This window comes from Paenibacillus harenae (assembly GCF_030812415.1).
Classification (GTDB): Bacteria; Bacillota; Bacilli; order Paenibacillales; family Paenibacillaceae; genus Pristimantibacillus; species Pristimantibacillus harenae_A.
The window spans coordinates 197,784-210,683 of record NZ_JAUSST010000008.1 but is presented as its reverse complement, the minus strand read 5'-3'; the positions used below and the strand labels follow the sequence as shown (position 1 = coordinate 210,683).

Below are 12,900 nucleotides of genomic sequence, written 5' to 3'. Positions count from 1 at the left end.
AGGTATCCAGACTAACAGGCTTATTTTCGAACCATATTCAATAATTTTTGCTCCGTGTCGGTACCTTCAATGGGAGTAAATACACAGCAGTGTATGTTTCCATTGCCGTTAAAATTAGAAAAGGAGTTCAATTGAAAGTATAATCGCCCTCCGACGAGGTGATCGATCGTGAAATGTATGGCTTTCTTTTGCTGCACATCATGCAAACGCCATAACGTTTGAAACTCCTCGTTTTCCTTGCACATCTGCAGCACGAATTCCTCAAACCAGGGATCGTCCGCCTTTTGGTCAAAATTCGAACGAAATACCCCTAACGTGTAATCGGCAAATTCCTTCCAGTTAACCAGCTGGCTGCGCAGGTTTGGATCGGTAAATATCAATCGTGTCATCACGCGTTTCTCAATTGGAATCGCATGGAAATCCGCAATGATTTCAGAAGCCATCCGATTGTAGGCCAATACCTCGGTTCGACTGCTTGCGATGATCGCCGGATAGTGCAATTGGTCAATAATGTTCTGAAGGTCTGGATATATTTCCTTAGCGTCCGGGTAAGAATCTCCCTCTCCGCCATAATTTGCCAAACGAAGCAAATGAAGATGTTCTTCTGAAGATAATTGCAAGGCTTTGCCGATGCTCTCGATCACTTCTCTTGAGGCGGTGACGGCCCGGCCTTGTTCCAGCCAGGTATACCAGGTGATACTTACTCCCGCAAGATGAGCAACCTCTTCTCTGCGTAATCCCGGCGTTCTTCTTCTTCCAAAGCGACCGTCAATACTGGCATGATCCGGCTTAATCCGTTCCCGGCGGGATTTTATAAAGTCTCCGAGGTTTTTGATTTTTTGATTTTCTGAAGACATGTTTCCACAGCCTCCTTCTTCGCGATCATGCATTTTGAATCTGGTGAGACCATCTTGCAATTGATCGCTGTGCGCCATTCCGATCAGATATTCTGCGCATTTCTAAACATTTTCTCTTTCTTGCAGGCATACATCCGTTGGTCCGCCTTGATAATCAAGTCGCCTAAGGCAAGCGGCATTTCAGGATTGAAATAATAAAGACCCAAGCTGATCGAAAGATGATAGAGTCTGCCGGCATCCCTATTAAAGCTATGCAGCTTATGCTGCATATTTGAAATCATCTCCTGTTCAACGCCCTCCAGGAGCCGAGAATCTCGAAGCGTATCCGGCACAACAACAGTGAACTCGTCGCCGCCCATCCGGGCTATAATGACGGAATTATGGAAGATCTCTTTCAATATATTCGCCGTATCCATTAATGCCAAATCCCCCATGTGATGACCATAGGTATCGTTGATTTGTTTCATTCTGTCCAGATCTGCAACGATCAGGTAAAAGCCTTTGCCTTCCTGAGCGCGCGCGTTCATATACTGCTGCGCCAGATTGAAGAAACCCCGCCGATTATAAAGGCTTGTCAGCTCATCGATAATCGACAAGTTATACAGCTCTCCTTGAAGGCGATGCCTTTCGATGGCGTAACGAATCGAACGCAGAATGACAGAGCTGTTGACTTGTCCTTTCATCAAATAATCCTGTGCTCCGTGCTGTACCGCATTTATCGCAACCTCTTCATCGTCAAGCCCGGTCAGTACGACAATCGGGATTTCCGGCGCTTTCTCCCTGAAGGCGATAATCGTTTCCATCCCATGGCTGTCGGGAAGGGACAGATCGAGCAAAACAACATGAAAGGCTTCTTTCGTTATGCGTTCGATGCCTATATCTAATTGATCCGCCCAAATAAGTTCAAAATTCTGATGCTCCGTTTCCGACATGACTTCCTTAATTAACCGGGCGTCTCCCGGATTATCCTCGATCAACAGCACTTTTATCATCGGGTTACCTCCTAGGCAGCTTAACGATCGTAAGCCAAAAATTTTCAATCGATCTTACGACTGTTAGAAACTGCTCTAAGTTGACTGGCTTGGTGATATAACAATTGGCATGCAGATCATAAGCCTTTAATATATCCTGCTCCGCTTCCGAAGTCGTCAATATGATGACCGGAATGTGCCTCAGCTGCGGGTCGTTTTTGATTTCGGCAAGAACCTCGGTTCCATTGATTTTGGGAAGATTCAAGTCTAATAAAATAATGTCCGGGATAATCGAATGCTGATAGCTTCCTTCTCGCCTTAAATAGGCTAAAGCCTCCTCGCCGTCTTCGACCACGTTCAAATGATTGGTTATTTTCCCTTCCTTCAGCACTTCGACGATTAAACGAATGTCCCCGGGGTTATCTTCTACCAATAGTATTTCTAAATGATTTCTCAAACTATTGTCGATCATCTAATTGTTCTCCTCCGACCGGCAGCGTGAAATAGAAGGTTGTCGAAGAGCCTGCTACCGACTCCACCCATATTCTCCCGCCATGGCGTTCAACGATTTTTTTGCAAATAGACAGCCCTATTCCGGTGCCCTGATATTTGGTTTTATTATGAAGCCTTTGAAAAATGAAAAAAATGCGCTCCGCATACTTTGGATCGAACCCGATTCCGTTATCGCGGACTGAAAACTCCCACTCTTGCCCCTGCCGTTTAACCCCGATATGAATGACGGCCTTCCGGTTCGCATCCCGAAACTTGATGGAATTGCCGACTAAGTTCTGAAACAGCTGCACCATTTGCGTAGAATCCGCCATGACGGTCGGCAGTTGATCCAACGAGATTCGAGCATCGCTTTCTTGAACGGCATGCTGCAGATTCGCCAGCACATGCTGAAGAACTTTTTCTAAATGTACGGGCTTCGGCTCTTTCCCCTTCGTGCCTACCCTGGAAAAAGCCAGCAAGTCGTTAATTAAATTTTGCATGCGCTGCGAGCCGTCCACTGCGTAATGAATAAAATCATCCGCATCCTGATCCAATTTCCCTTGGTATCGCTTGGCCAACAACTGTACATAGCTGGCCACCATCCGCAGCGGCTCCTGTAAATCATGCGAAGCGACATAGGCAAATTGCTCCAGCTCTGCATTCGATCCGGCCAGCTCTTCTTTTTGCCGCTTCAGCTCAAGCTCGTTATCTTGAATATTTTGCGACATTTGATTAAATGCCTCGCATAGCTGCAGCAGCTCGACCGGTGCGGTTAACATGCCGCTGTAGTCGATCTTATAATCATAATCGCCCCGCTTCAGCCGTTGCACCCCTTTTAATAAATGCTGAACGGGATGCTCGATATGATGCGAGATTCGCAGCATGGCGACAAACCCGATCGTAAGCACGATGCATACAATACTAATCATGACAAACAGCTGCTGATAAAAGGTATGATACACTTCATCGCGTTCGATTTCGTTAACGATAATCCATTTGCCGTTATTCGCCAGCTGATAAGTACCCAATACCTGCTTGCCGCGGTAGCTTTCATAAATCGAGTTTGACTTCTCTCCATACTGCGCCCGTTTTAAAATGTCGCTGCTTAATTGATATTCCATAACTTTCCAATCACCTTCAAAACGCGACTCGGTAATCAGAAAGCCGTTACGATCAATGACATACGATTCGCCGCTGTCGCCTCTCCGAAATTGCTCCAGAAGCTGAACGATCGTCTTTAACGTAACCGTTCCATAGATAACGCCTTTAAACTGGTTGCTGCTGCTCATAATCGGTGCAGAAAACAAAATCATTGGCTGTCTGGTCACGTTGCCTAGCAGCACGTTCGATATATATTCGTTCCCTTTAGCGGCTTCTTCCAAAAAAGTTCGTTCGGAAAAATAAGCGCCAATCTGGTTCATCGTGCTGAATTCTACAATGCCGTCCTTATTGGCGAAGGAAACGGCTTCAAACTCCTGCTGCTGCGAAGCAAAATAGGTAAGATTGCTTTGAATATCATCCATTTCCAGCTCTATCGTCGACTGCAAATGAGCCAGATTCCGAATTTCGGAAGCTCTGGCCGCTACCCAGCTGTCTATGGCTGTTCGCTGAATCGCACTATCCTTGCTCATCGAATTGATTTGGTCTTTTTTTGTTTCTTGATACTCCAGAATCGAATAAGACAATATCGTCAGAAGCCCAACCATCAGCACAAGAGAAATGCCCAAAAACCGCATTCGCGCTTTCAAGGTTTGCAGCCGAAATACCCGTAAGAAGAGGTTCACTCGCTGATCACCATCATTCCAGAATAAGGCTTGCTTTATCTTTTATATAATTCTCATCCGCTTCCTTCAATTCATTCGACAGCTCTTTGCCCGACAAAATGCGATTTAGCGCTTCGCTAATGGCGGCATTCGCCGATTGGGTAAACAAATGCCCCGGATTGATCGATGTCGGATGCAGCTGCAGCGCTCTCTGCACTTCCTTCATCGCCGGATTGCCGTACTCGGCAATGACATCTTTAAAAGCGGATAAAGCTACGTTTTTGCTATAAATCGCCAGCATCTCCTTGTCGAGCAGAAGAGATACTAAATATTTAGCTTCTACTGCATATAAGGTTTTGGCATTTATGGCCACCTGCTTGTCCGGCGCCGCGGCCATAACCGTTTTGCCGTTCTCATCGGGAATCGCGAAGAAGCCCATATTGAAATCGGAGGTTTTGCTGTCGACAACTCCCGGCGTCCAGCTCCCCATCAGCTGCATCGCGCCTTTACCGTCAATAAATTGCTGCGTTGACTCGTCATAACCTATGTGCATAGCATCCGGGTTGAAAAAACCGCCTTGTGCGAGTTCCTGAAATTTGCGGAGAGCGTCATTGACTTCAGGACCGTCGATTTTGGCTTTCCCCGCATAGACATCCCATTCAAAGTCGGGATTGTCCAGAAACTCCGACGTTGCGGCGATCGGCAGATAAGCGCCTTGTATGGTCCACGTGTCTTTAAAGCCGCCTAGTATCGGAGAGATTCCGGCTTCTTTGATCCTGGCGCAGAGCGCTATAAATTCATCCCACGTCCCAGGCGGCTGTAATTGCAAGCTATCAAAAATCGTTTTGTTATAATAAGCGCCAAAGGTGCTGACATCAAGAGCCCCGCCGTACGTTTTCCCTTTGTAAGAAACCGTCTGCTTCGCGGAATCGATCATTCGCTGCGTCCACGGCTGATCGGACAGATCCAGCAGGTAGCCCGCTTTGGCGTACTCTTTGATCTTCTGGGTAAATAGGATATCGGCAGCTTGGCCCGACGTTAACTCGCTGTCGGTTGCCTCGGCAAAATTCTGCTCATCCAATTTATCCCACTCTATCGTCGCATTCGGATACTTCTCTTTAAATTTCTTATCTACCGCATCCAGATATCCGTTTTTATCCTGCGCCCAATAAGAGACGCGAAGCGTAAACGTTTCATCGGTTCGATCTTCTTCGGGCACACCCTGTTCATTCTCCTGACTTGACTGCTCCGCCATGTTGCTGCACCCGGCCATTGTGATCGATAAGCACATTGCCGTCAGAACAAGGATCCATTTACGCATAATCTCTCTCCTCCCGACTAGTTATAAACCTCGAATTCATAAATTCTGGCATAGCCGTCATAGCCCGAATGCGTACCTTTTCGTAATATAAAGTCTAACATATCTGGCATTCGAGTGGATGCTTCGATCCGAATTATTTGTCGAATTTCCTGTTACGATGTCTATTCTTCTGGATTAACATAAGATCAATCCCCTTCGGTATGAATAGACCAAGCCATAGCTGACCAATTGGAGCAAAAGACAATAATAAAAAGGCCACGTCGATAATCCACATCGCACCTATTTCCATAAGCATCATAGAGCGTTATACGCGACATCGGAAATTAGCCGGTTCCAAAATAATGTGAAGTCCCTGTGATTGCGACATAAGCGAGAAGTTCAAGACGTTACACCTCCTTTGAAAATCGATAATTGTAAAAGTTCTCAACATCATAACCCTATATTAAAGCTTCATATGGGCATCAGTATGTCAGCGAATGTACGTTCGAGAAAAAGAAATAACCTCGCTTTTTGGGAAGCGAGGTTCATCGGTTATACACTAATATGTTCAACTCGTTTGCGAATATAAACACACAGTCTGGTGCACACCGAACTGATTTACATGCGCAATGAAAACATTCATATTTTTTAATACGCCTCAAACAGCTTTTGCAATATCGAATAAGATTGCTTCAAACGCTCTTTAGACTTTGGCAATTGCCACGTTTCCCACGTGTAAGCCTCCAGCTCCGGAAGCACTTTTCCCGTTGCTTTCGGCAAAGAATCGACGACTTGATTATCATCATCGACAAAGACCGCGCCGATATAAATTTGCTCAACCTTAACCGACGCTTCTACGCCATCTTTGTGCAGATTTCCGACAAATTCACGCTGACTCGGATCTTTTGCCTGGATCAGCAGCCACGGAATGCGCAGTTCAATAACGTCATCCGACCAGTTATAGTCAACAAGTGAGTTATAGTCCTCCGCTTCCGGATTAGCATTCCCCTGCATCAGCTTGCCTGTTTCATAGAAACTGAAATCGGTCACTCTGTCTTCCTCAGGCAAATACAGCTGCTTATTCAATACATAGTAGATGGGCGCAAATTTACCGCTATTATTAACGGGAACCTCCATGCGAGATGGAATCAGCTTTAAACTGCGACTGTACAAATATTCATACAAATCGTAATACTCATCAATGACGATACGAGAATCATGATTTTTATTAAGCTCAACAATAAAATCGACGCCATTGGAAAACGTAATATCTTTGATCATGGTTGCTGACATATTCCCTTGTTCAGGTACGACATCTAATAAAATACGAGGAGATGCTTTTTCCAGCAGTTCGCTTTTTAATTTGATATATAAATATTGCTCATCATAATCGGCAGCAAAATCGGTCGCTTCAGAGGGTGACGTGCCAAATAATTGCGTTCCTTCCCACTCCTCTGTATTTCCGTCTACTTTAGCTTTCAGTCGATCAAAGCTTAATAAGCCAAAATGCTGCTCATTTGTTTGCGTATTGGACCAGAACGGCCGGCGATTGGGATTATCATAATCCATCGTATTCCAAGTGCGCTTGAACCATTCATCCTGCCAGGTGAACACAAGTCCGCCAAGCAACCCTTCATGCATAATGTCTTCAAACAAATGCTGCAGCGTTTCTCCTTGCGCCTGCTCAGACATGAATCCTTGATTCCAGCCGTAAACATTCTCATGGGTCATTCCGCGGGAACCTGGAATGCCGAATTCAGCAATCAGAACAGGCATGCGATGCGCTGCATGCAGCTCCTTTAAATAGGCAGCATAGCTGTTTTTGTTGCCTCTAAAATCTACGTAATTTAAATAATCTCGATCATAGTTAAAAAAATCGGGGTAATAAGGGTACACATGATAGGAAGCAAACTCGCCAATGGCTTGCATGTCGCCCTTCGTATAGATAACATTTGGATTCACGCTTACTAAATCCTCATCTTCAGACGGTTCGGATGGATGGTCAAGCAAATCAGTTGTGACCCAGTTTGTAAAGCTCATGGGGCGCATCCAATTGTATTTATCCTTCTCGTAAACCGTGATCAAATCCATTTGTTCCGCCAGCCAACGTTCAAACGGCGCTGCATTTTCCGTCTCGAAATAGGTACCGTCATACTGTCCGATATTTGCATGCTTCTCATTCGTGCCGACAACCATTTTCGGGTACCACTCGATGCCCAGCACCCAGCCAACGACATATTTGGAGACATCCGCATCGTACAATCCCGAAGCATGACCTGCCTCATGCTCAATATAAATGTTACCATGAATGACATCAACCAAGCGTTTCATTTCTTGCTGAAACTGCGCCAGATTTTCTTTCTCATAAGCATCCAGCGACTCTTCCAGATTTTGCTCATTTATCCATACGCCATGAAGCACATAAAGCGGCTGTTCTGGATGCTCCTCGTTGTATTTGGCCAGCGCACGATAAAATCCGGGGGGATGTATGGTATATACGCGTATCATATTGGCATTCATCTCGGCAATTTGATTGAACCAACGGTAATATTCTTCCTCAGTAATTGCTGCTTCTCCAGGGAAAGCACCCGGTTTGCCCATTCCGATATTGACACCTTTAATGACAATCGGCTCCCATTTGCCATCCTTCATCACTTCAAAAGCTTTTCCTTGAATGCGCGCGTTATAATTCAGCTGTTCCTGATTCACCACTTCAATTTGTTTATCCTCAAAGTGTTCAACTATTTTCTTCATGACTGGCATATAAATCGACCAGTAAAAGGAACGATCCGCATACTTCTCCAAATATTTATACACCGTGGGCAAACCTTTAATTTGATAGATACTTGGCACACGCGATACATCATTAAAGTCGCCGGCGAAATAGTAACTCGTTGTATATCTCTTTTCCTGCGATATAATAGCTGCAAATTGCTGAGGGATACCGAACTCCTCCAACTTCGCAATTCCTTCATCCGTTAAATCCCATGCGTATCGCGCTAACATATCCTCTTCATAATTAGGCGTAACAATATCGAACCAGTATTGGTATTCCGTATTAGCAGATTTGCCAAAAAACTGTTTTCCTTTATCCGTGAATTGCACCTTGATGCCTGCTGTTGTGACATGCTTTTTCTGCTCTAATATAACAAGCTTCTCTGTCAACTCATTAAAGAGGATAAAACCTCCGTCCTTGTAAGACCAGTTATCCCCATATTGATCTACTACCCATTGCGGAATTTCTAAATTTTTATGATAATCCAGTTCATCGAAATATCGTCCAATCCAACCTGACCATGTAAGCCCTAAATAGTCTTGCAATTCTCTTCTGACTGGTTCTGATGTTGGAGAAGCAAATGAATTGAATTCAGCGATCAGCATACTTTTTTTAGGACTGGCTAAGCGAGCCGCAATATTCTGCCATTCTTCCATCTCCAGACCGCCGACAATTTTTTCAGAACGTTCGCCTAAACGCCTGCGCTCTGTAAAGTCATCCTTGTATACGCCATAAGTATCTGCTAAATAAATCACATCATAATGGTTGAAGTCTGCTGGAAACGGCTTTACTTCCACCTGTTTCGCAGCATCATTAGGAAGCGTACCATAGTAATGCTCTTTCAAATTATACGCTTGCTCATCAATGGTGTATTTATAATGATTTAAAAACCAGTTTACACCCAAATGCTCGCGATAGGTTTCATTAGGAACTGTCTTATCCAATATGGCCACGTTCAGGGGTTTTTCATCCTCTGCATACCACCATACAACCGGCGTAAGAAGAGCTGCTAAAACAACGATTACGATGATGACAATGATATAAATCCGCTTCATGCGCTTTTCCCCTTTTCAGCGATACCGACGCGTTTCATATTGCCCCATTCACTTTTTCCTATGACAAATCGGAATAAGCCTTCACAGCGCCATAACAGCGTAAGCGGTCGATACCAGAACATTTCAGTCAATGACAGCACAAGGATGTGCAACAGTTCTCTTTTTTTCGGATAAGTATTCATGCTCCAAGCCTCGAATAAGACGGATGCAACCGAAAAAATCATCCCGTAAATGATAAACAGCAACACCAGTGCAATTGCGATCTCATAATAAATACTTCCCATAAAAAAGGCCGCAACAATATAAACATAGCCCCCGAGTTCGATAATGGGGCCCAAGCATTCAACAAGCCAAAAATAAGGGAAGGAAATGAGTCCGATCGCCCCATATCTAGGATTGAGCGTCATTTTCTTATGTTTCCACAAACTTTCGATTAATCCTTGATGCCATCGTCTTCGTTGATTTCGCAGTACTTTCGCTGTTTGGGGCGCTTCTGTCCAGCATACCGGGTCTGGCACAAATTCAATCCGCTTCTTCTCCTTCTTCTCTTTAATCAAGCGATGAATATGGACGACAAGCTCCATATCTTCTCCTATGAGATTAGCCGAATATCCTCCGGCTTCAACCGCCCATTTTTTAGAGAATACACTAAAAGCGCCTGAAATAATAAGTACCAGATTAAATTTGCTTAACGCGATACGCCCCATTAAAAACGCTCGAAAATATTCGACAACTTGCATGATGACCAAGTAATTTTCAGGCAATCTTGTCTCATAAACGGAACCGAGCTGCATTTTCGCACCATTGGCGATGCGTATATTGCCGCCTGCGGCGACGACTTCTCCATCGGATAAAATAATCGGCTTCATAACACGCAGCAATGACTTCTCGTCCAATATGGAGTCTCCATCAATCGAACAAAAATACGGGTATTTCGACATATTAATCCCGACATTCAAGGCATCTGCCTTGCCGCCATTTACTTTATCAATTAAAATACAGTTGCTATAAATGGCAGATTCATAAACTTGGATAACCTGTTTTGTCGGAATATGCTCGCGGATCATTTTTTTTACAGGCTTCATTTCAAAATGATCAATGATCGTCTGAAGCGTGCTATCTGTAGATCCATCGTTGATAATAATAATTTCCGTTTGCGGATAGCGTAAATTCAATAATGAATAGACGGTATCGACAACTCCTACCTCCTCATTGTATGCAGGAACAAGCAAAGATACTGGCTTGGAATAAAAGGCATCAATATGCGCATCGTCATACTCCGAATGATCTAAACGATAACGCTTGCGTACGTCAAACATAGCCGTGATAAACATCATGAAATACGATATAATGACGAATAACATATAGAATAGAATGATGCCGCCAAAAAACGACATAGCGTAATCTAGCATTCTCATCTGCTTTCCTGCTTTCTCATTAGCGTTTCTTTTGCCATATCGACCGCATATTCGTCATCAGCGTATTGAATAAATTGCTGCAGTCTTTCACCGCCTTGTCGAGCTTCGGCGATCGTTTCGGCTGCTTGTGAACGTACCCACCAGTTTTCATCCTGAAGGAGCTGCTCCAGATACGTATACATGTTGGCTAGCGGCGCATGTTTGAAAATTTTGGCCGCCATCAAGCGCTCTTCCCATACATCCGAGCTAACAAACGGCAAATAGATCTCGATCTCATCAATAATACCGATTTCATAAATACCCTTTAAGGCTCTGATTCTGATCTCGGCATTATTATGAGATAGCAAATGCTTTAATTTATCAACGTATGGTGCATTTCTTCTTACGGCCGCCGTATCGATCAGCGCAAATTGAATATTCAACGACCAATCTTGAAAAGCATCAAAGAACCGGATGAATAGATCATCATCCAGCAATACAAGCAATCTTCGATATTCACTCTCGGAATAGCCGTCCTGCAGCTGTTTCAGCTTTTCCGTGAACAAGTCAGGTTGAAAAAGCGAATAGATTTTTAATAGCTGAAAACGCTCTTCCTTAGAAATTTTTTTATGCTCAATGCTTCGGCAAGTATCCAGTAATTCATCCATACCAAAATCAGCAATACGATATAGTGCATTCATCCGAGTACTCCAGCGTTTACTTGCCAAATCCTTTTTATAGAATTCCTTTAGGTAACGATTGGAAAAGTTTTTTATTTCCAATCGTATTGCCGGGCTTGCAATATTTTTGAGGTAGGATAAAAATATAATTTCAATGGCCTCGACATCCGCCCTGCTCCGTGGCACCAATCGAACAGAAAATAGTCCTTCTTCAAATAAATAGACATTCCAAAGCTGCGTAGATCGCTGCAAGTAGGACTTACGATTCTTGTTGAAAGAAGCTTCACGCTCCCGTTGGATAAACAAGTAAACCGTAAATAACCCTAGAATGGCTAATAGAGCGACTATGACGATTGCGAGAAAGGAAACAGACAAATGGATCATAACCAGAACCTCGCAAATGTCCGCTTGATTTTCGCCTCTAACAACCGCAAATTAAATGGTTTGACTATATATTCGTCTACGCCGCCTTCATAAGCATTAAGCATTGCACCTTCATAATTCCGTTCTGACATCATGTAAATAATAAACTTCTTAGCATTCGGCATTTTTCGCAAATTGTGCAAAATTTCGAAACCATTTTTACGAGGCAAAATATCATTCATCAAAATAAGATGGAGTTGTCCGGTTTTATAATGATCCATTTCCAAAAAACTGTAGCCATCTTCGTAAGTAGTAATGTCAAAGGTGAAATGAGGCAAATCCAATTGGTTAAGTGTTATCTCAAGCACTTGCCGAAATATTTCATTATGCTCTATAATGCTTACCTTTACTATCTCAATGGGCTGCATACGATAATCGGCAATCTCTTCAATCGTCCAGCTTGATTGCTCGTGATCAGCGAGCCGCTGTTTATTTTTGTTAATTAATGCTTCAAACGTAACATCATTGTTTCGTATTTCTGTAATAGAAGCTTTCAATTCTATGGGATGAGATTGTTCTTCCTTTAAAATAGAAAAAATCCGATTCAAAAATGCCTTTGCTTCAACTGCGCTGTTTTGAAGAAAGAAAATCCCCCAATGGTTCCCATCCGATAGCTGGAAAAGCAAATCCGTTTTGCGTATTTTAGATTGCAAAAAAAATGTAACATGATCTTGCACATGATGCTCTTGTTCATCCGATCCATGTAAAGAAGTCACAGCCTTTAAGAAGATTGCTGTTATCGGAATGCGCGAACGTATGATTGTCTCGAGCCAAGTTTCAAAGTACTGTTTTACTTCCCGCTCACCCATAATCTCTTCTATGACTGCTATTTTCCCCATAGTTGATCACCCGCCTAATATTCATCCTCATAAAATGTACAATATATAGTTATCTGGTTAGAAATCGGCGTAGATTCAAAGCGCATCAACAAGTTGACTACATTCTCATAGAGAGAATATCATAACTTGGCGTAAAATGTCGACTAATGCCATAATATAGAAAAATCAATCGGGCTACAAATTGATTGGCGAGACCAATTACTTTCGCATGTACATTTCTCCTTTCACGCAATAAAGCCGGCTGCTCTGATGGTTTCAGTGCAACCGGCTTTTTGAGGGCGGGATCAGCAGAAACGCCCGAGGATCCTGTTCATTCAGGGCACTCCCTCGATTGAACGCCAAATGGC

Annotated in this window: 9 protein-coding genes; all 9 read right to left on the bottom strand. The window is 43.6% G+C overall.

All coding sequences use genetic code 11. The features are described from left to right. Window positions 1-20: 20 nt before the first annotated feature. The 9 genes from J2T14_RS26670 to J2T14_RS26630 all read right to left on the bottom strand — a co-directional run bounded on the left by J2T14_RS26670 (window position 21) and on the right by J2T14_RS26630 (window position 12,553). Entirely contained in the window at window positions 21-857 is an 837-nt protein-coding gene (locus tag J2T14_RS26670; RefSeq protein ID WP_307475830.1) for a helix-turn-helix transcriptional regulator, read from the bottom strand. Between the two features lie 83 nt (window positions 858-940). After that, window positions 941-1,849: a GGDEF domain-containing protein gene (locus J2T14_RS26665; RefSeq protein WP_307475829.1), complete on the bottom strand. Its 909-nt coding sequence runs from the start codon at window positions 1,847-1,849 to the stop codon at window positions 941-943. A 4-nt stretch (window positions 1,850-1,853) separates the two neighbouring features. Then, complete coding sequence (locus J2T14_RS26660; RefSeq protein WP_307206313.1) at window positions 1,854-2,300, bottom strand: response regulator; 447 nt, start codon at window positions 2,298-2,300, stop codon at window positions 1,854-1,856. Next, window positions 2,287-4,104 (bottom strand): sensor histidine kinase, encoded by a 1,818-nt coding sequence (locus J2T14_RS26655; RefSeq protein ID WP_307475827.1) that lies wholly within the window; start codon window positions 4,102-4,104, stop codon window positions 2,287-2,289. The genes J2T14_RS26660 and J2T14_RS26655 overlap by 14 nt, the downstream gene beginning before the upstream one ends. 13 nt (window positions 4,105-4,117) lie before the next feature. Further along, on the bottom strand, window positions 4,118-5,404 hold the full coding sequence (locus J2T14_RS26650) for an ABC transporter substrate-binding protein (protein WP_307475825.1): 1,287 nt from the start codon (window positions 5,402-5,404) through the stop codon (window positions 4,118-4,120). 627 nt (window positions 5,405-6,031) lie between these two features. Next, a complete protein-coding gene (locus J2T14_RS26645) occupies window positions 6,032-9,214 on the bottom strand; it encodes a hypothetical protein (protein ID WP_307475823.1) in 3,183 nt (1,060 codons plus the stop codon). Beyond that, window positions 9,211-10,632, bottom strand: a complete 1,422-nt coding sequence (locus tag J2T14_RS26640) for a glycosyltransferase family 2 protein (protein ID WP_307475821.1) — start codon at window positions 10,630-10,632, stop codon at window positions 9,211-9,213. The genes J2T14_RS26645 and J2T14_RS26640 overlap by 4 nt, the downstream gene beginning before the upstream one ends. Further along, the gene (locus J2T14_RS26635; RefSeq protein WP_307475818.1) at window positions 10,629-11,675 is read right to left on the bottom strand and encodes a HEAT repeat domain-containing protein; all 1,047 of its coding nucleotides are present in this window, start codon (window positions 11,673-11,675) and stop codon (window positions 10,629-10,631) included. Before J2T14_RS26635 ends, J2T14_RS26640 begins: the two co-directional genes overlap by 4 nt. Then, a complete protein-coding gene (locus J2T14_RS26630; protein ID WP_307475817.1) occupies window positions 11,672-12,553 on the bottom strand; it encodes a response regulator in 882 nt (293 codons plus the stop codon). The genes J2T14_RS26635 and J2T14_RS26630 overlap by 4 nt, the downstream gene beginning before the upstream one ends. Between the last annotated feature and the right edge of the window lie 347 nt (window positions 12,554-12,900).

Coding starts and splice junctions, on each gene's coding strand:
- J2T14_RS26670 (WP_307475830.1), bottom strand. CDS start 857: ATGTCTTCAGAAAATCAAAAAATCAAAAACCTCGGAGACTTTATAAAA.
- J2T14_RS26665 (WP_307475829.1), bottom strand. CDS start 1,849: ATGATAAAAGTGCTGTTGATCGAGGATAATCCGGGAGACGCCCGGTTA.
- J2T14_RS26660 (WP_307206313.1), bottom strand. CDS start 2,300: ATGATCGACAATAGTTTGAGAAATCATTTAGAAATACTATTGGTAGAA.
- J2T14_RS26650 (WP_307475825.1), bottom strand. CDS start 5,404: ATGCGTAAATGGATCCTTGTTCTGACGGCAATGTGCTTATCGATCACA.
- J2T14_RS26645 (WP_307475823.1), bottom strand. CDS start 9,214: ATGAAGCGGATTTATATCATTGTCATCATCGTAATCGTTGTTTTAGCA.
- J2T14_RS26640 (WP_307475821.1), bottom strand. CDS start 10,632: ATGAGAATGCTAGATTACGCTATGTCGTTTTTTGGCGGCATCATTCTA.
- J2T14_RS26635 (WP_307475818.1), bottom strand. CDS start 11,675: ATGATCCATTTGTCTGTTTCCTTTCTCGCAATCGTCATAGTCGCTCTA.
- J2T14_RS26630 (WP_307475817.1), bottom strand. CDS start 12,553: ATGGGGAAAATAGCAGTCATAGAAGAGATTATGGGTGAGCGGGAAGTA.